At 57.0% G+C, this 18,899-nt stretch carries 21 protein-coding genes; all 21 read right to left on the bottom strand.

Features of this window, described 5'->3' with window-relative positions; all coding sequences use genetic code 11:
• Positions 1 to 103 precede the first annotated feature (103 nt).
• The 21 genes from WMO26_RS05515 to WMO26_RS05415 all read right to left on the bottom strand — a co-directional run bounded on the left by WMO26_RS05515 (position 104) and on the right by WMO26_RS05415 (position 18,735).
• Positions 104 to 676: an ATP synthase subunit B family protein gene (locus WMO26_RS05515; RefSeq protein ID WP_349218743.1), complete on the bottom strand. Its 573-nt coding sequence runs from the start codon at positions 674 to 676 to the stop codon at positions 104 to 106.
• Complete coding sequence (coaD, locus tag WMO26_RS05510; RefSeq protein ID WP_349218741.1) at positions 673 to 1,167, bottom strand: pantetheine-phosphate adenylyltransferase; 495 nt, start codon at positions 1,165 to 1,167, stop codon at positions 673 to 675. The genes WMO26_RS05515 and coaD overlap by 4 nt, the downstream gene beginning before the upstream one ends.
• Positions 1,164 to 1,712, bottom strand: a complete 549-nt coding sequence (gene rsmD / locus WMO26_RS05505; RefSeq protein WP_349218740.1) for a 16S rRNA (guanine(966)-N(2))-methyltransferase RsmD — start codon at positions 1,710 to 1,712, stop codon at positions 1,164 to 1,166. Before rsmD ends, coaD begins: the two co-directional genes overlap by 4 nt.
• Before the next feature lie 98 nt (positions 1,713 to 1,810).
• Entirely contained in the window at positions 1,811 to 3,133 is a 1,323-nt protein-coding gene (locus WMO26_RS05500) for an HdeD family acid-resistance protein (protein ID WP_349218738.1), read from the bottom strand.
• A gap of 18 nt (positions 3,134 to 3,151) precedes the next feature.
• Positions 3,152 to 4,987 (bottom strand): excinuclease ABC subunit UvrC, encoded by a 1,836-nt coding sequence (gene uvrC, locus WMO26_RS05495; protein ID WP_349218736.1) that lies wholly within the window; start codon positions 4,985 to 4,987, stop codon positions 3,152 to 3,154.
• A gap of 408 nt (positions 4,988 to 5,395) precedes the next feature.
• Positions 5,396 to 5,659 (bottom strand): HPr family phosphocarrier protein, encoded by a 264-nt coding sequence (locus WMO26_RS05490; protein ID WP_349218734.1) that lies wholly within the window; start codon positions 5,657 to 5,659, stop codon positions 5,396 to 5,398.
• A 296-nt stretch (positions 5,660 to 5,955) separates the two neighbouring features.
• Positions 5,956 to 6,708 (bottom strand): tRNA (guanosine(37)-N1)-methyltransferase TrmD, encoded by a 753-nt coding sequence (gene trmD / locus WMO26_RS05485; RefSeq protein WP_349218732.1) that lies wholly within the window; start codon positions 6,706 to 6,708, stop codon positions 5,956 to 5,958.
• Positions 6,698 to 7,210, bottom strand: coding sequence for a ribosome maturation factor RimM (rimM, locus tag WMO26_RS05480; RefSeq protein WP_349218731.1), 513 nt, complete (start codon positions 7,208 to 7,210; stop codon positions 6,698 to 6,700). The genes trmD and rimM overlap by 11 nt, the downstream gene beginning before the upstream one ends.
• Positions 7,211 to 7,357: 147 nt before the next feature.
• Positions 7,358 to 7,591, bottom strand: coding sequence for a KH domain-containing protein (locus tag WMO26_RS05475; protein WP_349218729.1), 234 nt, complete (start codon positions 7,589 to 7,591; stop codon positions 7,358 to 7,360).
• An 18-nt stretch (positions 7,592 to 7,609) separates the two neighbouring features.
• Positions 7,610 to 7,852 (bottom strand): 30S ribosomal protein S16, encoded by a 243-nt coding sequence (gene rpsP / locus WMO26_RS05470; protein WP_349218728.1) that lies wholly within the window; start codon positions 7,850 to 7,852, stop codon positions 7,610 to 7,612.
• Between the two features lie 81 nt (positions 7,853 to 7,933).
• Positions 7,934 to 9,289, bottom strand: a complete 1,356-nt coding sequence (ffh, locus tag WMO26_RS05465) for a signal recognition particle protein (RefSeq protein ID WP_349218726.1) — start codon at positions 9,287 to 9,289, stop codon at positions 7,934 to 7,936.
• Between the two features lie 24 nt (positions 9,290 to 9,313).
• Positions 9,314 to 9,682 carry a YlxM family DNA-binding protein gene (gene ylxM / locus WMO26_RS05460; RefSeq protein WP_349218724.1) on the bottom strand — a complete coding sequence of 123 codons (369 nt, stop codon included), beginning with the start codon at positions 9,680 to 9,682 and terminating at the stop codon, positions 9,314 to 9,316.
• A 355-nt stretch (positions 9,683 to 10,037) separates the two neighbouring features.
• On the bottom strand, positions 10,038 to 11,309 hold the full coding sequence (purD, locus tag WMO26_RS05455) for a phosphoribosylamine--glycine ligase (RefSeq protein WP_349218722.1): 1,272 nt from the start codon (positions 11,307 to 11,309) through the stop codon (positions 10,038 to 10,040).
• Positions 11,310 to 11,341: 32 nt separating this feature from the next.
• Positions 11,342 to 12,895 (bottom strand): bifunctional phosphoribosylaminoimidazolecarboxamide formyltransferase/IMP cyclohydrolase, encoded by a 1,554-nt coding sequence (gene purH, locus WMO26_RS05450; protein WP_349218720.1) that lies wholly within the window; start codon positions 12,893 to 12,895, stop codon positions 11,342 to 11,344.
• A gap of 79 nt (positions 12,896 to 12,974) precedes the next feature.
• The gene (gene purN, locus WMO26_RS05445) at positions 12,975 to 13,595 is read right to left on the bottom strand and encodes a phosphoribosylglycinamide formyltransferase (protein WP_349218719.1); all 621 of its coding nucleotides are present in this window, start codon (positions 13,593 to 13,595) and stop codon (positions 12,975 to 12,977) included.
• Positions 13,589 to 14,620 carry a phosphoribosylformylglycinamidine cyclo-ligase gene (gene purM / locus WMO26_RS05440; RefSeq protein ID WP_349218812.1) on the bottom strand — a complete coding sequence of 344 codons (1,032 nt, stop codon included), beginning with the start codon at positions 14,618 to 14,620 and terminating at the stop codon, positions 13,589 to 13,591. The genes purN and purM overlap by 7 nt, the downstream gene beginning before the upstream one ends.
• 87 nt (positions 14,621 to 14,707) lie before the next feature.
• Positions 14,708 to 16,126: an amidophosphoribosyltransferase gene (purF, locus tag WMO26_RS05435; RefSeq protein WP_349218717.1), complete on the bottom strand. Its 1,419-nt coding sequence runs from the start codon at positions 16,124 to 16,126 to the stop codon at positions 14,708 to 14,710.
• A 53-nt stretch (positions 16,127 to 16,179) separates the two neighbouring features.
• Positions 16,180 to 16,686 (bottom strand): 5-(carboxyamino)imidazole ribonucleotide mutase, encoded by a 507-nt coding sequence (gene purE, locus WMO26_RS05430; protein WP_349218715.1) that lies wholly within the window; start codon positions 16,684 to 16,686, stop codon positions 16,180 to 16,182.
• A 317-nt stretch (positions 16,687 to 17,003) separates the two neighbouring features.
• Positions 17,004 to 17,915: an SPFH domain-containing protein gene (locus tag WMO26_RS05425; protein ID WP_349218714.1), complete on the bottom strand. Its 912-nt coding sequence runs from the start codon at positions 17,913 to 17,915 to the stop codon at positions 17,004 to 17,006.
• 85 nt (positions 17,916 to 18,000) lie between these two features.
• Positions 18,001 to 18,213 carry a DUF6199 family natural product biosynthesis protein gene (locus tag WMO26_RS05420; RefSeq protein ID WP_349218712.1) on the bottom strand — a complete coding sequence of 71 codons (213 nt, stop codon included), beginning with the start codon at positions 18,211 to 18,213 and terminating at the stop codon, positions 18,001 to 18,003.
• 69 nt (positions 18,214 to 18,282) lie between these two features.
• Positions 18,283 to 18,735 carry an NfeD family protein gene (locus tag WMO26_RS05415; protein ID WP_349218710.1) on the bottom strand — a complete coding sequence of 151 codons (453 nt, stop codon included), beginning with the start codon at positions 18,733 to 18,735 and terminating at the stop codon, positions 18,283 to 18,285.
• Positions 18,736 to 18,899: the final 164 nt, after the last annotated feature.

The raw sequence follows: 18,899 nt of genomic DNA, 5'->3' as shown, positions 1-18,899 counted from the left end.
CCCCATGGATAGGTTTATTCCCCTAAGGACACGCTCCCAACGGACTAATTTGGCCGATCGCTATAAAAAAGCGGCTGCATATGCAGCCGCTTTTTTCCTTGATTTAATCGTCCGCCGACGCCTTGGGATTTCGCAGGGTCTGGCGGGTTTTTCGAAGCTCGGCAATCTGATGGGTGAGCACGTCGTCATTATTCTTGACCTGACGGCGGTGGTCGTTTAACAGCTGAGTCATGACGTCTTCCTGGTTCTTCGCCGCTTCGCGCACATGGGAGAGATTGGCGGTAAGGGCGTCGTCCGCCCGCTTCATCAGGTCGTCAATGTAATCGCTGGCTGCTTTGCGCATCTCCCGGGCTTTGAGCTGGGCCTGACCGAGCATGTCGTTTGCCTTCTGCTGGGCCTGCTTGACAATTTCCTCCTGTCCGACCAGCGCGCGCGCCCGTTCCTCCGCGGTACGGATGATGGATTCCGCCTCCCGCCGGGCGGTGGCGATGATGTCGCCCCGGTCCGACACGATGGCGCGGGCCTGACGCAGCTCCTGGGGCAGGTTTAAACGGATGTCGTCGATGAGCTCTTGGATTTTGCCCGAATCCACAAAGCATTTCCCACCCGACAGCGGGACCAGAAAGGACTTTTCCACCATTTCGTCCAGCTGGTCGAGAATATCTTCTACGGTCATGATTGGTCATCCCCCTTTTTAAGAAGCCTTTTGTTGATATCGTCAATGATACAGGTCGGAACGAATTCGGAGATGTCCCCTCCATACATGGCGATCTGACGAACCACACTGGAGCTCAAAAACATGTTTTCCGCGGTGGTAGTCAAAAATACGGTTTCCAGGTCCGGATTCAGGCGCTTATTGGCAAGCGCCATCTGAAATTCATACTCAAAGTCGGACACTGCCCGCAGGCCCTTGACCAGCGCCTTGGCTCCTTTGATGCGGGCATAGTCGGCCAGCAGGCCGTCGAACGCGTCCACTTCCACATTGGGCAGGTCGATGGCCCTCTTTAAGAACGCCACCCGTTCCTGGGCGGTAAAGCATGGGGTCTTGGCGTAATTGCCCATAACGGCGACGATCACCCGGTCGAACATGGACGCAGCCCGGCGGATGATGTCCAGATGCCCCAGCGTCACCGGGTCAAAGCTGCCCGGGCAGATTGCGGTAATCAATCTTCCGTACCCCCTCTGTAGACCGACAGGCGGATTTTTCCGTACCGGTAGGTGCGTATCAGGGCAAAGCCCCCGCCGATTTCTCCGGGCGGATTTTCCCGCTCAGAATGCTCGCAGAGAATGACCCCGCCGGGGTTCATTTTTGGGGCAAGCAGGGGGAGCGCCTTTTCCACAAAGCCCTTTTCATAGGGCGGGTCCAAAAACGCAAGGTCAAAGCGGTCGGCGGTACTCAGCAAAAAGGCGTCGTACCCGGTGGTGAACACCTGGGCCTTGCCTTCAAAGCCTACCGTCTCCAGGTTCTTTCGTACCACCTCCACGCTTTTGGCGCTTTGGTCCACAAACACGGCGGATGCGGCTCCCCGGCTGAGGGCTTCGATGCCCATCTGCCCGGAGCCTGCAAACAGGTCGAGCACCTTGCGGCCCTCCACCTCGAACTGTATGATGCTGAAGGCCGCTTCCTTCACCCGGTCGGAAGTGGGACGCACATCCTCCCCTTCCCGGGTAATCAAACGCCGGCCTCTGGCGGTTCCTGTTATGACTCGCATGGGTTTTCCCTCCATGTGGTGCTCCCCGTCCGGCAGCGAACGACAGCCGGTATGCGTGGGGATATTTTATTTATTATCCCATTTTTCGTCGGTTCTTGTCAACCCCGGACGATTTCTTTCTGCTCCGGATTGTTGCGGTAAACCTCCCTGGAAATGACAATTCCGTTTTTCAGGGTATATTCCCGGTTGAGATAGTCGTAATAGGTGCCGGGCGTAACCAGGCCGTTGATGCCCAACACGTCGGTCCCGGAAGAGCCGATGACCTCGTCGGCCAGCTTGACGCAGTTGGTAGTAAGGACAAAATAGGTTTTAAAAGAGCTTTTGGTGAACTTATAAAATTTCGCTTCCGTCACCCGGTAAAGCCGGCTGGCGTATTCCTTATACTTGTCCAAATCCGTTTCCCCGCGCCTCATCGCTTCCACCACCGGCGGATCCCATTCATAGAGATAGCTGAAGATTTCATCCATCTTCTGATCCACTCGCTTTTTCTGCTCCTCGGTCAGGCGAAGGCCGAAGCAAAACAGAGTTTTTCCCGCATAATTATTGCAGAAATTCACGTATTTTTCCTTTTTGTCAATGGTAAAAAGCACCCCGTCTCCCATGCCGCCGTCCAGCTTTTGAGACGCCTTGTCATAGCAGCCGTAGGAGATAACCTGGCCCCGGTAAAAAAGGTCCATATGCCCCATGACGCCGGTACCTTTTTCCATGACGTGGATGAACACCTCAATATCCGGCGGGTTCTCATCCTTGACCGGGCTTTGAGGGACCTCCTCCTGCTTGGAGGACTGAAGAAAATTGTTGATCTTCGAAAGCATCAGCTTGGGCATAAAGGAGACAAATACCACCGGCAACGTGATGCGGATGTGTCGCTTGATCTTACCGGGGTTCTTAAAGGGTAGTATTTCCCGGAAAAAGTCGATCAAATAAGTCGATCCGTAAAAAATCAGGAAAATCCCGATGATGAGCATGACGGTAGACACGCTCTCGTAGGGATTACTCATAATGACGACGGAAAACACGATCATGACCAAGCCGGAAACCAGCGGGTAAAGCCGGTAAATCAACTTGTCCTCCGTGTACTGGAAAAAGGAGATGAGCTTGATGATAGCTAGAATCATCATATAAAGTCCCAGCAGAATGGGTAAAACCGCCTTGAACTTATCCGGGTCCAGATACAAAAGGACACCCAAGCCAATGGTCAAAAGGCCCGATAGAATCTTTAAAAGACCGTTTTTGAAAAAAGGCTTGCTGGATACCGCGGTAACCAACTGCACCACTCCAGCGATAGCCAAGAGCCCTGAAGTGACCAGGTAGACAATGGACAGCAGAGACTCTCTCCAGATAATCGCCGCAATCCCAAAAAACACAAATGCAAAACAAGACAACAGCAGCGAGCTGGCGCTGACGTAGCTTTTGATCATAGACCTATCTCCTGTCCCTTATTCTTCCATCGTGTCAAAATAAAGCCGGATGGCTTTCGCCGCCGGTGCCGATACTCCTTTGACCGCGGCAAGTTCTTCTTCGCTTGCCTGCTTGATACGCCCCACGCTTCCAAAATGGGAAAGCAGGGCCTTTGCGCGGGCGGGCCCCACTCCTGGAATCGAAAGCAGCGTGGAGGACAGTGCCGACTTGCTGCGCCGCTGGCGGTGGTACCCGATGGCGAACCGGTGAACCTCTTCCTGAATGGTGGAAACCAGGGTATAGGCGCTGCGGGTCATGGAAATGGCGATTTCCCCGTCCAGCGACGCGATGGCGCGGGTGCGGTGCTTGTCGTCCTTGACCATGCCAAAGAGCGGAATCGAAAGGCCGAACTGCCTGAGCACCGGAGCTACCGCCGCCACCTGACCTTTCCCCCCATCGAGCAAAATCAGGTCCGGTAGGCGGCCGAAACCCCTGCCCGTGTCCTTTTCCTCCTCGTAGTGGGAAAAGCGGCGGGTGAGCACCTCGTTCATGGAGGCATAGTCGTCCTGCCCCTGGAACCCTTTGATCTTGAACTTTTTATAGGCCGACCGCAGAGGCCGTCCGTCTTCAAACACCACCATGCCGGCCACGTTCTCGCTGCCGGCGGTGTTGGAAATGTCGTAAGACTCGATGTAGTGGGGCGGTTCGGAAAGCCCCAGAAGCCGTGACAGCTCGTCAAGCGCCGCCGCTTCCTTGCCGGTCCTCCCATTTTGCTGGGCAAGCTTTTCGGAAGCGTTCGACCGGCACATTTCCACGAGTCTTTTCTGTTCCCCGCGCTGGGGGACATGGATATGTACCCGCCGGCCCGCCTTCTGGCTAAGCCACGCCTCCAGAAGCGGCGCGTCCTCCACCGGCTCGTCCAGCGTGACCACGGGAGGCACTGTTTCCCGGATGGAATAGTACCGCTCCAGAAATTCCTTGCGTGCGGCGACAGCCGTGTCGATCTCCCCTAAGAGGAAATCCTCCCGGTCAAAAAGCCGCCCGCCCTTGAACCGGAACACCTCCACCGCCGCCTGAGTTCCAAGCGTGGCCAACGCGATCACGTCCTGCTCGGGAATATGGGAATCCACGATCTTCTGCTTCTCGGTGATCTTCTTGATGGCGTTGATCTTGTCCCGAAGCTTCGCGGCCCGCTCGAACTCCAGATTTTCCGCAGCCCGTTCCATCTGTTCGGTGAGGGATTTCACCGAAAAGCTGCTGCCGCCTCTGAGAAAATCAATGGCCTGGGAGACAAACTCCCCGTATTCCTTCTCGGAAAGCTTTCCCCGGCAGGGGGCGCAGCACTGGTCGATATAAAAATTCAGGCAGGGGCGGCCCTTGCCGAACTCCTGGGGGAATTTGCGGCTGCAGGTGGGGAGCTTAAAAATCTTGTTCGCCTCGCCTACCGCCTGTTTGACCGTCCAGGAGCTCACATAGGGGCCTAGATAATTGGCCCCGTCCTGCACAATCTGCTTTTCGCTGGTGATACGCGGCCAGGGTCCTTGGGTGATCTTGACGTAATGATAGCCCTTGTCATCCTTCAGGAGAATGTTATACTTGGGCGAATGCTGCTTAATAAGGCTGCATTCGAGCACCAGCGCTTCAAACTCGCTGTCGGTAACGATATACTCAAAGTCCTCTACCCGGCTGACCATCTGGCGCACCTTGTCGGTATGCCCGCTGCCGGCGCCGAAATACTGGCTGACCCGGTTTTTAAGCGCCTTTGCCTTGCCGATGTAGATAATCTTGCCCTGCTTGTCATGCATAATATATACGCCCGGCTCCAAGGGAAGGCGCCTGGCCTTTTCCCGCAGCCGTAAAAGGGTATCCTCCAAAATTGCCCTCCTTTAAAAAACGCGCGGTTTGAATCGGTTACTGGATCATTTGGATTTTGCGTGGCAGAATGCAGGCCGCGATGATATAGGCGATGAGGCCGGCACCCGCACACAACACAAAAGTCCACGGATGTGTATCAGACCTGGGTCAATGCCTAAACACTTGGCCATCCTGCCCTCTTCCATCCTGTAAAGCCGCTTGGGCTGCATAGTACCGCGCCTTTCCGCTTTCCTCTCCCGGTGCCGGCAAAAACGGCGGCCGAATTCCTTTATAAGAATGATTTTCCATCTAAGTATATGCGAAGGAAGTGAAAAAAACAAGAGGGCCGACTTTTCTCAAGTCCGCCCTCTTCATGATATCGGGAATATTCCTCCTGGTATAAGCGCAGCGGGTTGATTCGTTGACGCTTATTCGGCAAAGCCGGACTGTACCAGGTTCACCAGGCTGTCCACAGCCTGCGTCTCATCGTCACCGTCCGCAATGATGCGGATCGTCGTTCCGCCGACGATGCCCAAAGAAAGGACGCCCAGAAGACTTTTCGCGTTGACCCTGCGTTCTTCCTTCTCCACCCAGATGGAAGACTTGTATTCATTTGCCTTCTGGATAAAGAAGGTAGCGGGCCGCGCATGCAGACCTACCTGATTCTGAACGGTGACATCTTTATAAGTCATCTTCGAAATTTCCCCCTGTCAATAGCAATTCACTCTAGTATTCTTCCTTTTATCCTATTATAAGCAAATTTGCCCGCAACGTCAACGATTTTGGTTTCCAATCGGGGCCGTGCGCTATATTTCGTATTGATGACCATAGCGCGCTGCAATAAATTCCGCCACGTTTGTTTAATTTGACCCTTTTCTTTTCCCGGCTTGGACAATTCCACAAATAATTATACAGCATTTTCGTTCCCATTATACCGAATCCCGCTCAAAATACCGAATGGGTTTCAGAAAATAATGGAAATTTCCTGTTATTCCCTATTTTTTGACTTTTCCCGGGCATGGATTTGTTCGAGCAGCTTCTGGTCGAGCCGGTCAGGCACAAAGGATTCCATCAAATCGGGGCGGCGATCCATCGTACGCCTCAGAGACTGCTCCCGCCGCCAATCGGCAATGTTTTTATGATGCCCGGACAGGAGCACCCCCGGCACCTCGCGGCCGTGCCAGACCGGGGGTCTGGTATACTGAGGATATTCCAGCAGGCCGCTAAAATGGCTTTCCTCGGTAAAGCTCAGCTCGTCCGCCAGCACGCCGGGTACCAGGCGAAGCACCGCGTCGGCCACCGCCAGGGCCGGCAGCTCACCGCCGGTGAGAACAAAGTCCCCCAGTGAAATCTCCTCATCCACCAGCTCTTCGATCACCCGTTCGTCGATTCCCTCGTAATGGCCGCACAAAAACGCGATGTGCTCCATCTTGGAAAGCTCCACCGCCCGCCGTTCGGTAAATACCTTTCCCTGGGGGGAAAGGTGGATCAGGTGGGGACGGGAGCCGGCGGCCCGGCACACCGCCTCAAAGCAGTCGTAAATGGGCTGGGCCTGCAAAAGCATACCCATTCCGCCGCCGTAGGGGTAGTCGTCCACCCGGCGGTGGATATCCAGGGTATACGCGCGGATGTCGTGACACTCCACCGTGACGAGCCCTTCCTGCCGGGCGCGGCCTACGATACTTTCCGACAGCACCGCCTCGCACATGGCGGGAAACAGGGTGAGCATGTCAATGCGCATCGTCAAACAACCCCTTGATGGGACGGATCTTCATAATACCGCCCTCGATGTCGGTTTCCACAATCACGTCGGGGATGGCGGGAATGAGCACTTCGCCCTGTGTGGTTTTCACATGGTAAACGTCGTTGGCTCCGGTGCGGCTGACGTCGGACAACTCTCCGTAGGTTTCGCCGGTATCCGCGTCCTGCACCTGAAGGCCCTGCAGGTCCTGGATGAAGTATTCCCCGGGAGCGAGGGTCACATCCGCTCGGTCGATGTACAAAACCCGGTCCCGCAGGGTTTGGGCGGCTTCGATGCCGTCAATCCCTTTGAGCTTTAGCAGGACCATCGTCTTGTGGGGGCGGGCGCTTTCCACCGTCACCGGCTCTTCCCCTTTTTTGAAATAGAGGGTATCAAACCCGCACAAAAAGTCCGGGCCGTTGGCCCAGGGCTGCACCCGCAGTTCCCCGCGGATGCCGTGGGTCCCGGTGACCTTGCCTACCTCCAGATACCGCTTTTTCATGTTCCGCTCCCTTCCCCGGCCTTTTGCCGCCGGATTGCTTTTCGCCTCCTGACCACGCCAAAACGGCGGGGCGGCGGTCCCGCACAAGCCAAACGGCTGGAATCCAAAGCGCAATGTGCCCGGGATTTCAGCCGTTTTGATGGTTTCTTAGTCGATTTCCACCGCGATCTTCTGGGAAGTGCGGCTGGCTGCAGCACGCATGACCGTGCGCATTGCCTTGGCAATGCGGCCCTGCTTGCCGATGACGCGGCCCATGTCGTTTTGCGCCACATGCAGATGGTAAACCGTCACGCCCTCTTCATTGGGTTCGTCGACGGTCACATTCACCGCGTCCGGGTCTTCCACAAGGCCCTTGGCAATGATGATCAGAAGTTCTTTCAACAGTTCCACCTCTTGCCCTTACAGAACGTCGTTCTTCTTGAACAGCGCCTTGACGGTATCGGTCGGCTGAGCGCCGTTGGCGATCCACTTCTTGGCCTTTTCCGCGTCCACCTTCACGGTAGCCGGCTCGGTCAGGGGATTGTAGTAGCCGATCTCCTCAATGAAACGGCCGTCACGGGGATAGCGGGAATCCGCCACTACGATGCGGTAGAACGGGGCTTTTTTCGCGCCCATGCGGCGCAGTCTGATTTTTACTGCCATTGGTCAGTTACCTCCTGAGAATAATAAAATGTAGTATCGTCAACACCAACAAACAAGTTTGCTTGGTACGCTGCGACTTTGTTACCTGGGGAACGCGCCCGGAGGGGGCATCCCCATCATCCGGCGGCGCTTCTTTCCCTTGCCGCCGAACTGCTTCATCATCTGCTGCATTTGCTCGAGCTGCTTGATGAGGCGGTTGACATCCTCCACCTTCGTGCCGCTGCCCGCGGCGATGCGGCGCTTACGGGAAGGATTGATGGCGTCCACACACGCCCGCTCCCGCTTGGTCATGGACAGGATGATGGCCACCGTGCGGTCCATCTGTTTGTCCATCTGGGAGTCGTCAATGTCCGCTTCTTTCAAATGCTTATCCATGCCCGGCAGGCTGCTCAGAATCTGCTTGATGGGGCCGAGCTTGCGCACCTGGGCAAACTGATCGAGCATGTCGTTGTAATCCATTTTGTTTTCCGAAAAACGCCGGGCCATCTGCTCGGCCTTTTTCACGTCCAGCTGGGACTCGGCCTTTTCAATCAGGCTCAGCACATCGCCCATGCCCAAAATCCGCGACGCCATGCGTTCCGGATGGAAGACTTCGATTTCCTCGATCTTTTCGCCGGTACCCGCGAACTTGATGGGCTTTCCCGTGACCGCCCGGACCGAAAGGGCCGCGCCGCCGCGGGTGTCGCCGTCGAGCTTGGTGAGAACCACGCCGTCAATGCCCAGCGCCTCGTCAAAGGCCTTGGCCACGTTGACCGCGTCCTGGCCGGTCATGGCGTCCACCACCAGCAGGATTTCATGAGGGCCTACCTCCGCCTTGATCCGCTTAAGCTCGTCCATAAGCGTCTCGTCGATGTGCAGCCGGCCGGCAGTATCCAGAAGCACTAAGTCGTTGCCGTAGTCCTTGGCGTGCTTGACCGCTTCCTTGGCGATCTTGACGGGGTTTCCCTGGCCCTGCTCAAAAACAGATACCCCTGCCTTTTCTCCCATGACCTTAAGCTGGGTGATGGCGGCGGGACGGTACACGTCGCAGGCGACCAACAGGGGCCGGCGGCCCTGCTTCTTAAACATATGGGCCAGCTTGGCCGCATGGGTGGTTTTACCCGAGCCCTGCAAGCCGCAGAGCATGACAATCGTAGGGGGCTTTGGCGCGGAAGCAATGCGCACGTTCTCGCCGCCCATGAGCGCCGTCAACTCTTCGTTGACAATCTTAATCACATGCTGGGCAGGCGTAAGGCTTTCCATGACCTCGGCGCCCACCGCCCGTTCGGATACCTTGGCCACAAAGTCCTTGGCGACCTTGTAGTTCACGTCCGCCTCCAGCAGGGCCAGGCGCACCTCGCGCATGGCTTCCTTGACGTCGGACTGGGACAGCTTTCCCTTTGACCGCAGCCGCTTAAACGCATTGCTCAGCTTATCCGAAAGACCTTCAAAGGCCATTGTGTCTCCTCCATTCGAGCACGTTTATTCCTCGTCGCACAGCGCCGCGGCCACCTTCGCGATCCGCCGCGCCTGCTCCTTTATAGTCGGCGAACCGCCGCAGCGGATGTTCGCCTCTTCAATCAGCCGGGCCGCTTCCAGAATGCTTTGCAGGCCCTCTTCCATTTTTCCAAACCGCTTGGCAAGCCCTAACCGCTCCTCCATTTCAAAGAGCTGGGCTTCCCCCCGCTTGATGGAATCCCGCACGCCCTGACGGGTAATTCCTTCGTTTTGCGCAATTTCCGCCAGCGACAGGTCGTCGTTGTAGTACAGGTCGATCACGTCGCGCTGCTTATCGGTGAGCATGTCGCCGTAAAAGTCCAGCAACACCGAGACTTGTAGGTTCTTTGCCAACCGAAACGCCCCCTCGCCTGTAAAGAAAATTGCTTTACAGGTTTGTATTATACAAGGTTTTCCTCCCACTGTCAAGGCTTTTTCTTTACACCGGTTTCTCTTTTTTGCATTTCCTCTCGTTTCCCAGCTTTATAGAGGTGTGCTTCTTCACCATGGACGCCATAAAAAGCCTTTGACCGGCAGGTGTTTCAAAGCGTCCAACCCGCCGCTCGAAAACGGGTGCTTGTGCTCTGAGCGAGGCTTATGCTATTTTATGGCTTGCTTCGCTCCAGCTACAAGGGCTGCCTTAACCGGCGTTGCCGGTGGACCAACCAAACAAAGAGGCATTCCTTTCGGAACGCCTCTCCTGCAACGATTATTTCATGCCGATGCGGCCGATGTCGGTGCGGTAGTGCGCCCCGTCGAACCGGATGGTTTTTACCGCGTCGTACGCTTTGTTAAGCGCTTCGTCCAGGGTGTCCCCCAGCGCCGTCACGCCCAGCACCCGGCCGCCGTTTGTAAAGAACTTGCCGTCCTGATACGCGGTGCCCGCGTGGTACACAATCGCGCCGTCAGCCTGGCCGTTTTCGTCAAGCCCGGTGATTTCGATGCCCTTGGGGTAGCTGCCCGGGTACCCGCCCGACGCCATAACCACACAGGCGCAGGCTTCCTGGGACCACTGTATGCTAAGCTCATCAAGGCGCTCGTCGATCACTGCGTCGATGATGTCCAGCAGGTCGGTTTTCAGCCGCGGGAGCACCACTTGAGTCTCCGGGTCGCCGAACCGGGCGTTGTACTCGATGACCTTCGGGCCCTTCTCGGTAAGCATCAGGCCGAAATAGAGGCAGCCCTTGAAAGGGCGGCCCTCCTCGTTCATGGCCTTGACCGTGGGCAGGAAGATTTCCTCCATGCAGCGCTTTGCCATCTCGTCGGAGTAAAAAGGGTTGGGGCTCACGGTACCCATGCCGCCAGTGTTGAGGCCCTTGTCCCCGTCCAGCGCACGCTTGTGATCCTTGGAGGAAACCATGGGGCACAGGGTCTTACCGTCGGTAAAGGACAGCACGGACACCTCCGGGCCGGTAAGGAATTCCTCGATGACCACCCGGCTGCCGGATGCGCCGAACACTTTGTCCTCCATAATGGAGTGAAGGGCGTCCTTGGCCTGCTCCTCGTTCTCCGCCAGGATGACTCCCTTGCCCAACGCAAGGCCGTCCGCCTTGATGACGGTGGGATAGGTGTTCTGCTCCTGAATGTAGCGCAGAGCCTCTTTCGGATCGTCGAATACTTCGTATCCAGCGGTGGGGATGCCGTACTTTTTCATCAGGTTCTTGGAAAAGACCTTGCTGCCTTCAATCAGCGCGGCGTTCTGCCGGGGGCCGAAGGCGCGTATGCCTTCCTTCTCCAGCGCGTCCACCAAGCCTGCCATCAACGGATCGTCGGGTGCGACGAACACCAAGTCTACCTTCAGCTCCTTTGCGAGCTTGACGATTCCGTCCACATCGGTGCCGGACACGTTGTGGCACACCGCGTCCCGGGAGATGCCGCCGTTGCCCGGCGCGCAATGGATGGCGCCACAGCGCTTGCTTTCCTTAAGCTTGCGGATGAGGGCGTGCTCCCGCCCGCCGCCGCCGACCATTAAGATATCCATTGGGATTCCTTCCTTTCGGGAGAAAATAAAGTTTAGTGCTTAAAATGGCGCATGCCGGTAAAGACCATGGCGATGCCCGCCTTGTCGGCGGCGTCGATGCTTTCCTGGTCGCGGATGGAGCCGCCGGGCTGGATGATGGCGGTGATGCCCGCCTTCTGGGCGGCTTCTACGCAGTCAGGGAACGGGAAGAAGGCGTCCGAACCCATGACGCTGCCCGCCGCCTTATCGCCGGCGTACTTGATGGCCAGCTCCAGGGCGGTGATACGGTTGGTCTGACCTGGGCCGATGCCCACAGTGGCGTTGTTCTTCGCCAGGGCGATGCCGTTAGACTTCACGTGCTTGACCACTTTCCAAACAAACCGAAGCTGCTCCATTTCTTCAGGGGTAGGCTCACGCTTGGTGACGCATTTCAGGTCCTCCTCGTGCAGAAGCTCGGTATCCAAGCTCTGGACCAGCAGGCCGCCGGCTACCTTCTTCATATCCAGAAGGTCCTTGGAGTTGGGCTTTGCCAAGTTCGGCAGCTTTAAGAGACGAATGTTTTTCTTCTGGGTGAGAATCGAAAGCGCATCCTCATCAAAGGCAGGCGCCAGGATGATTTCCAAGAAAATTTTTGCCAGCTCCTGGGCGGTATCCTTGTCCACCGGGCGGTTTAACGCCACGATGCCGCCGAAAATGGAAACCGGGTCGGCGTCATATGCGTTTTTGTACGCTTGGCAGATGGTTTCGCCGGTGCCCACACCGCAGGGATTCGCATGCTTGACGGCCACCGCCACCGGCTTTTCCTCACCAAACTCCTTGAGCAGGTCGAGCGCGCCGTTTGCATCGTTGATGTTGTTGTAGGAAAGCTCCTTGCCGTGGAGCTGCTCGGCTGCGTCAAGGGTATTGTCGTGGTTGCCGATCTCCCGGTAGAAGGCGGCCTTCTGGTGGGGGTTCTCGCCGTAGCGCAGGTCCTGCACCTTCTCATAGGTCAAAGACAGGTCGTCAGGCAAGCCCTCTTCCCCGCGCTGGCGGCGCAGGTAGGTGGAGATCATGGTGTCGTACTGGGCGGTATGGTCAAATACCTTTCCCGCCAGGGCGAACTTGGTGTCTCTCGAAACCGACCCGTTCTCTTTATACTCCGCGATCACCTTGCCGTAATCCGCCGGATCCACGATCACCGATACGTCCTGCCAGTTTTTCGCGGCAGCGCGGATCATGGTGGGACCGCCGATGTCGATATTCTCAATGGCGTCCTCCAGGGTAACGCCGGGCTTTAGGATGGTCTGCTTAAAGGGATAGAGGTTGATGGCCACCACGTCGATGGGGGTGACGCCCAGCTTCTCAAGCTGCTGCATATGCTCAGGGTTGCCGCGCATGGCAAGGATGCCCGCATGGATCATGGGATGCAGGGTTTTTACCCGGCCGTCCAGGCATTCCGGGAACCCGGTCACATCGGACACGCCGGTGACCGGCACGCCCGCTTCCTTCAAAGCCTTGGCGGTTCCGCCCGTGGAGATCACCTCAAAGCCCAGAGCCACCAATTCCTTTGCAAAATCCACAATGCCCGTTTTATCGGACACGCTGAGTATCGCACGTTTCTGATTCATCCCGCAAGTCTCCTCTTTTCGTTTCTCGTGTAACCGAACACAGGACACCCGGCGAACGTTTGCCAGGTGCCCTATGTATTTACCGAATTCTGGTGTGATTGCCGTCGATCTCCACCCGGCCTTCGCAGAACAGGGAAACCGCCTTGGGAAGCAGCTTCCATTCCGCTTCTTCCATCACCCGCCGCTGCAGGGTTTCCGGCGTGTCCGACTCAAGCACCGCTACCGGCTGCTGGAGCAGGATGGCGCCGCCGTCGGTCACTTCGTTGACAAAGTGCACCGTCGCGCCGGTCACCTTTACGCCCTTCTCCAAGACCGCCTCGTGGACCTTCAGGCCGTAAAAACCGTCCCCGCAGAAGGAGGGGATCAAAGAAGGATGGATGTTTAAGATTTTGTTGCTGTACCGGGAAAGGACCCGCTTTCCTAAAATGGAGAGAAAGCCAGCCAGCACCACAAGGTCCGCCTTGCATGCATCCAAAGCCTCGGTGAGCGCCTGGTCAAACTGCTCGGGAGTGCGGCCCTTGCGGGCTACCACTTTGGCGGGGACCCCCGCCTTCTTCGCCCGCTCCAAGGCATAGACGCCTTCCCGGCTGGCGATGACCTGGACGATCTTCCCGTTTTTGATCTCGCCTCTCGCTTGGGCGTCCAAAAGCGCCTGCAGATTGGTGCCGCCGCCCGATACCAAAACCGCGATGTTTAGCATAGCTCGACACCCTCGCCGTCCTTCACTTCGCCAAGGGCGCAGGCGTTCTCGCCCGCTTCCTTGAGCACGGAAATCGCCTTATCCGCTTCGTCGGCCGGCAGGGCGATGCACAGACCCACGCCCATGTTGAAGGTGTTGAACATGTCCCGCTCAGGCACGCCGCCGGTACGCTGGAGCACATGGAAGATGGGCAGCACCGGCACGGCTGCTTTTTCAATGCGGGCCATCTGGCCGGGACGGAGCATACGCGGGATGTTCTCATAAAAACCGCCGCCGGTGATGTGAGAAACAGCATGCACGTCGCATTCCTCCATGAGCTTTAAGAGGGGTTTGACGTAAATCTTCGTGGGAGTCAGCAGCTCCTCGCCCAGGGTCTTGCCCAGTTCCTCCACATGCAGGTTCAGGTTCTGCTCGCCCACATGGAAGATCTTGCGCACCAGGGAGAAGCCGTTGGAATGCACGCCCGAGGAGGACACGCCGATGAGCACGTCCCCAGGTTTTACCTTGCTCCCGTCGACAATCCTGTCCTTGTCCACCATTCCTACCGAGAAGCCAGCCAAATCGTATTCGTCCACCGGGTAAAAGCCGGGCATTTCCGCCGTTTCGCCGCCGATAAGGGCGCACCCCGCCTGCACGCAGCCTTCCGCCACGCCGGAGACGATGGCCGCCACCCGTTCGGGAACGTTGCGGCCCACGGCAATGTAATCCAGGAAGAAAAGGGGCTTCGCGCCCGAGCAGACCACGTCGTTGACGCACATGGCCACGCAGTCGATGCCGACGGTGTCGTGCTTATCCAGCAAAAACGCGATCTTCAGCTTGGTGCCTACCCCGTCGGTACCGGAGACCAGCACCGGGTTTTTTACACCGCTCAAATCCGGCTCAAACAGGCCGCCGAAGCCGCCGATGCCCGACAGCACGCCCGGAATCTTCGTGCGCGCCACGTGGGATTTCATCAATTCCACCGCTTTGTAGCCGGCGGTCACGTCAACGCCCGCCGCCTTGTAGCTGTCCGAAAAACTGTTCATTCCTACCACCATTTCCCCGGCGGCCTTCCTTTGCCGCCAGTCTCTCATAGTCAAACGGCAACCGCCGCCGTATCGCTTATTTTGGGCTTACGCCTTTATTTTCTGATCGTATTTATCCTTGGGCATCTCGTCGGGCACCTCAATGGGATACCGGCCGGTGAAACAGGCGTCGCACATACTGAGGTTCGACTCCTTGGCGATGGCGTGCACCCCTTCGATGCTCAAGTACCCCAGGGAATCCGCGCCGATGTGGTCACGAATTTCGTCGATGGACATCTTACATGCAATCAGGTGCTCCCGGGAGCTGATGTCGGTTCCGAAGTAGCACGGGTGCATAAAAGGCGGAGAGGAGATGCGCATATGTACCTCTTTCGCGCCTGCCGCCCGCAGGTTGGCTACGATATTCGCGCAGGTAGTGCCGCGGACGATGGAATCGTCCACCAGTACCACTCGCTTGCCCTTGACCGCCGCGCCCAAAGCTCCCAGCTTGATGCTCACCGAGCGCTCCCGCTGCTTCTGGGTTTCCTGGATAAAGGTGCGGCCTATATACCGGTTCTTCACAAAGCCCATGCCGTAGGGAATCCCCGATTCATAAGAATATCCCAGAGCCGCGTCCAGCCCCGAGTCGGGCACGCCCATAACCAGGTCCGCTTCCACTGGATGCTCCTGAGCCAGGATACGTCCCGCGTTCTGGCGGGCAAAATGCACGCTCTGGCCGTCGATAACCGAGTCGGGCCGGGCGAAATAGACAAACTCAAAAATACACAAAGACGACTTCTGGCCGCAGTGGTCTTTGAGGCTGCGAAGGCCGTTTTCATCCACCACTACCACCTCACCGGGCTCCACATCGCGCACATAATCGGCGCCCAGAGAGGTCAGTGCGCAGGTCTCCGACGCGAAGCAGTAGCTTTCCCCGATTTTGCCGATGCACAGTGGCCGGAAACCTTGAGGATCTCTGGCGGCGATGAGCTTCTTGGGGGACATCATGACAAGGGAATAGGCGCCCTTGAGCTTTTTCATGGTGTTGACCAGCGCCTGCTCGATGGAACCGGCGTTGAGCCGCTCCCGGGCGATGATATAGGCGATGATCTCTGCGTCGCAGGAGGTCTGGAAGATGGCGCCGCCGTATTCCAGCTCCTTTTTGAGCTCAGGAATGTTCACAATGCTGCCGTTGTGGCCGATGGCAAGGGTCCCCTTGACATAGCGCATCACCAGCGGCTGAGAGTTCGCCCTCTCCAGCTTGTCGCTGGGGGAATAGCGCACGTGGCCGATGGCCAGCTGCCCGCTTCCCAGCTTCTTGATGGTCTTTTCGTCGAACACGTCGGGCACGAGCCCCATGTCCTTATGGACGGTGATGACGCCGCCGTCGTTGACCGCAATGCCCGCGCTTTCCTGGCCCCGGTGCTGCAAGGCATAGAGGGCCAGATAGGTCTCCTCCGCCACCTGCAATCCGTCTTTGTTGTAAATCCCAAATAGTCCGCATTCTTCGTGAGGCTTGTGCGCCATGCTAACACTCCTTATCCGTTTCGTCCTGGGTTTCTTACGTTCCCGCATCCGGCTTACAGGGCAGCGAGCTTTCCCTCAAGCGCCGCGTCCTTTTTGAGCACGCCTTCGGTCATGTCCTTCTTCATGGCGGTAAGCTTTTCGGCCACCCCTTCGTCGGACAAGGCCAGTATCTGGGCGGCCAGGATGGCCGCGTTCTTCGCCCCGTCAATGGCGACGGTGGCCACCGGGATACCGCTTGGCATCTGCACGGTGGCAAGCAGCGCGTCGAGCCCGTCAAGCGTGGAAGATTTGATCGGAATGCCGATGACCGGCAAGGTGGTATGGGCGGCCAGCACGCCCGCCAAATGGGCGGCCTTCCCCGCCGCGGCAATAATCACGCCGAAACCGTTGTCTTTCGCGTTCGACGCGAAGGCCATCGCCTGGGCCGGGGTGCGGTGGGCGGACATGACATGGGCCTCCACCGGGATGCCGAATTCCTTGAGCTGCTTGACGGCGGCGGACACCACCGGCAAATCGCTGTCACTTCCCATGATGACGGCTACCTTTTTCGTTTGCTGCATCGTCCTTCTCTCCTTTTCTCCAAAGCCTGTCCGCCTCAAAAACAAACAGGAAGGCTGCGACGCATAAAATCGACGCAGCCTTATCTTCTTTCCAACGCTATGGTCTGTCCGAGGCGGCAAAAATGGACACACGACCCGTGGGATGTCTCCTGCCACATACAAAACAAACGTTTTTGAGCACGGTTTCGCCACCCCACACTGTTTTCTACCTGCTATTTTATACGATTTTTCGACCAAATTCAAGGAATCCGCCAACGAATCGTAAATTTTGTGTAGTTATCAGCATAAGGGCCGAAAATAGTTTCTTCTTTTGTGCATTATTGTTTCAGTTGCACATCATTCTTGGCCAGTTCTCCAATGGAGGTCACCAGGCCCGCCAGGCCCTGGATCTGGGACGGAATGATGATCTTAGTGGCCTTACCGTCGGCCGCCTTGCCGAAAGCCTCCAGGCTCTTGATGGCGATGACCTGCTCGGACGGGGACGCTTGGTTTAACAGCTTGATGGAGTCGGCCAGAGCTTCCTGCACCTTCATGATTGCCTGAGCCTCGCCCTCCGCCTCGCGGATTTTGGTTTCCTTCACTGCGTCGGCCCGCAGAATGGCCGCTTCCTTGTGGCCCTCAGCCACAAGAATCTCGCTGCGCTTCTCGCCTTCCGCCCGGAGAATCGCTTCGCGGCGTTCCCGCTCGGCTTTCATCTGCTTCTCCATGGCGTCCTGAATCTCCCGGGGCGGGAGGATGTTTTTGAGCTCTACACGGTTGACCTTGATGCCCCAGGCGTCGGTAGCCTCGTCAAGGATGACGCGGATCTTGGAGTTGATCACGTCGCGGGAAGTCAGTGTGTGGTCGAGTTCCATTTCACCGATGATGTTACGCAGGGTGGTGGCGGACAGGTTCTCAATGGCGGAAAGAGGCCGCTCCACGCCGTAAGCATACAGCTTTGCGTCGGTAATCTGGTAATAAATAACCGTGTCGATCTGCATGGTGACGTTATCCTTGGTGATGACCGGCTGGGGCGGAAAATCCACCACCTGCTCCTTGAGGGAAACCTTCTTGGCAATGCGCTCCACAAACGGAACCTTCCAATGAATGCCCGTACCCCATGTGGATTTGTACGCGCCCAGACGCTCCACCACATAGGCATTGGCCTGGGGTACAATTTTGATGTTTGCAATCAGAATGATGAGCGCCAGAACCACAAGAGCAATGACAACATAAATGACGAAATCCATAATACCCTCCTAAATTGCACGTTCTTTTTACAGACCGTCCTTTGAAAACGGCCTGATTGCGACAAAGAGAAAACAGCCGCCCTTTCTACCGCAATACCAGCGGCAGAAGAGCAAACACAATACCCATAGCCATAAAGAGAACACCGCCCGCTTTGGTGCTCATCCGGTACCAGTCGGACGGTTCCTCCGCCCGGTAGGATTTCCACCGCTCCGTGACCGCCCAAAACCACTGAGGCTTTAAAAACAGGAACAGACCGATAAGAATACAAATGATACCAAGCGCTATGCTCCACCCCATGTTCGCTTCCTCCTTAGGGGATGCACCCACAGCTGACCCAGGTCAGACGGGTCCAGAGAAATCTTCCTCTTATTTCTGCGGTCCTTCGTCCTCCACCGGCACCACAATCAGCTTGACCCCGTCAATGGCCTCCACCCTGACCCTGGCTCCCTCGGCGATGGCCGAGCCGTCGGCGGACCGGGCAGTCCAAATGCTGCCAAGCACCTTCACCTGTCCTTTGGCAAGGGAATTGTCAATGGCATCGGTAACCACGGCGGTCTCCCCCACGTATCGGTCGGCGTTGGTGCTGACCTTTTTGACGGCCAGGTACTTTTTCAAAAACGGCCGGGTCAGAGCCAGCGACAGAATGGATACGGCAACAAACACAATCAACTGCACCCAAAGCGGGGTGTTAAACAGGTTTGCAACAAACGCGCCCACGCTGCCCACCACAAACCAAATGGCGACCAACTGGGTGGTCCCCGCCTCTACCAGGGCCAGAACAAGAATGGCGACCAGCCAGACAATTGCGAAAACATCCATCCAGCCTCTCCCTCCTTCCAGGAACGATGATTCTCATGCATATGCATTCACGCAGCCGGTTTATTCCCGGCCTTCTGCGCTATGGCACGATTATACCACACCCAAATACGAAATACAAGAGATTTTACGCGAAAAAGTCAATAATATTTACACGCAAACGTGCC

This window comes from Solibaculum intestinale (assembly GCF_040096205.1).
Taxonomy (GTDB): domain Bacteria; phylum Bacillota; class Clostridia; order Oscillospirales; family Acutalibacteraceae; genus Solibaculum_A; species Solibaculum_A intestinale.
The sequence above is the reverse complement of the archived record's forward strand: the minus strand, read 5'-3'. Positions and strand labels throughout refer to the sequence as shown.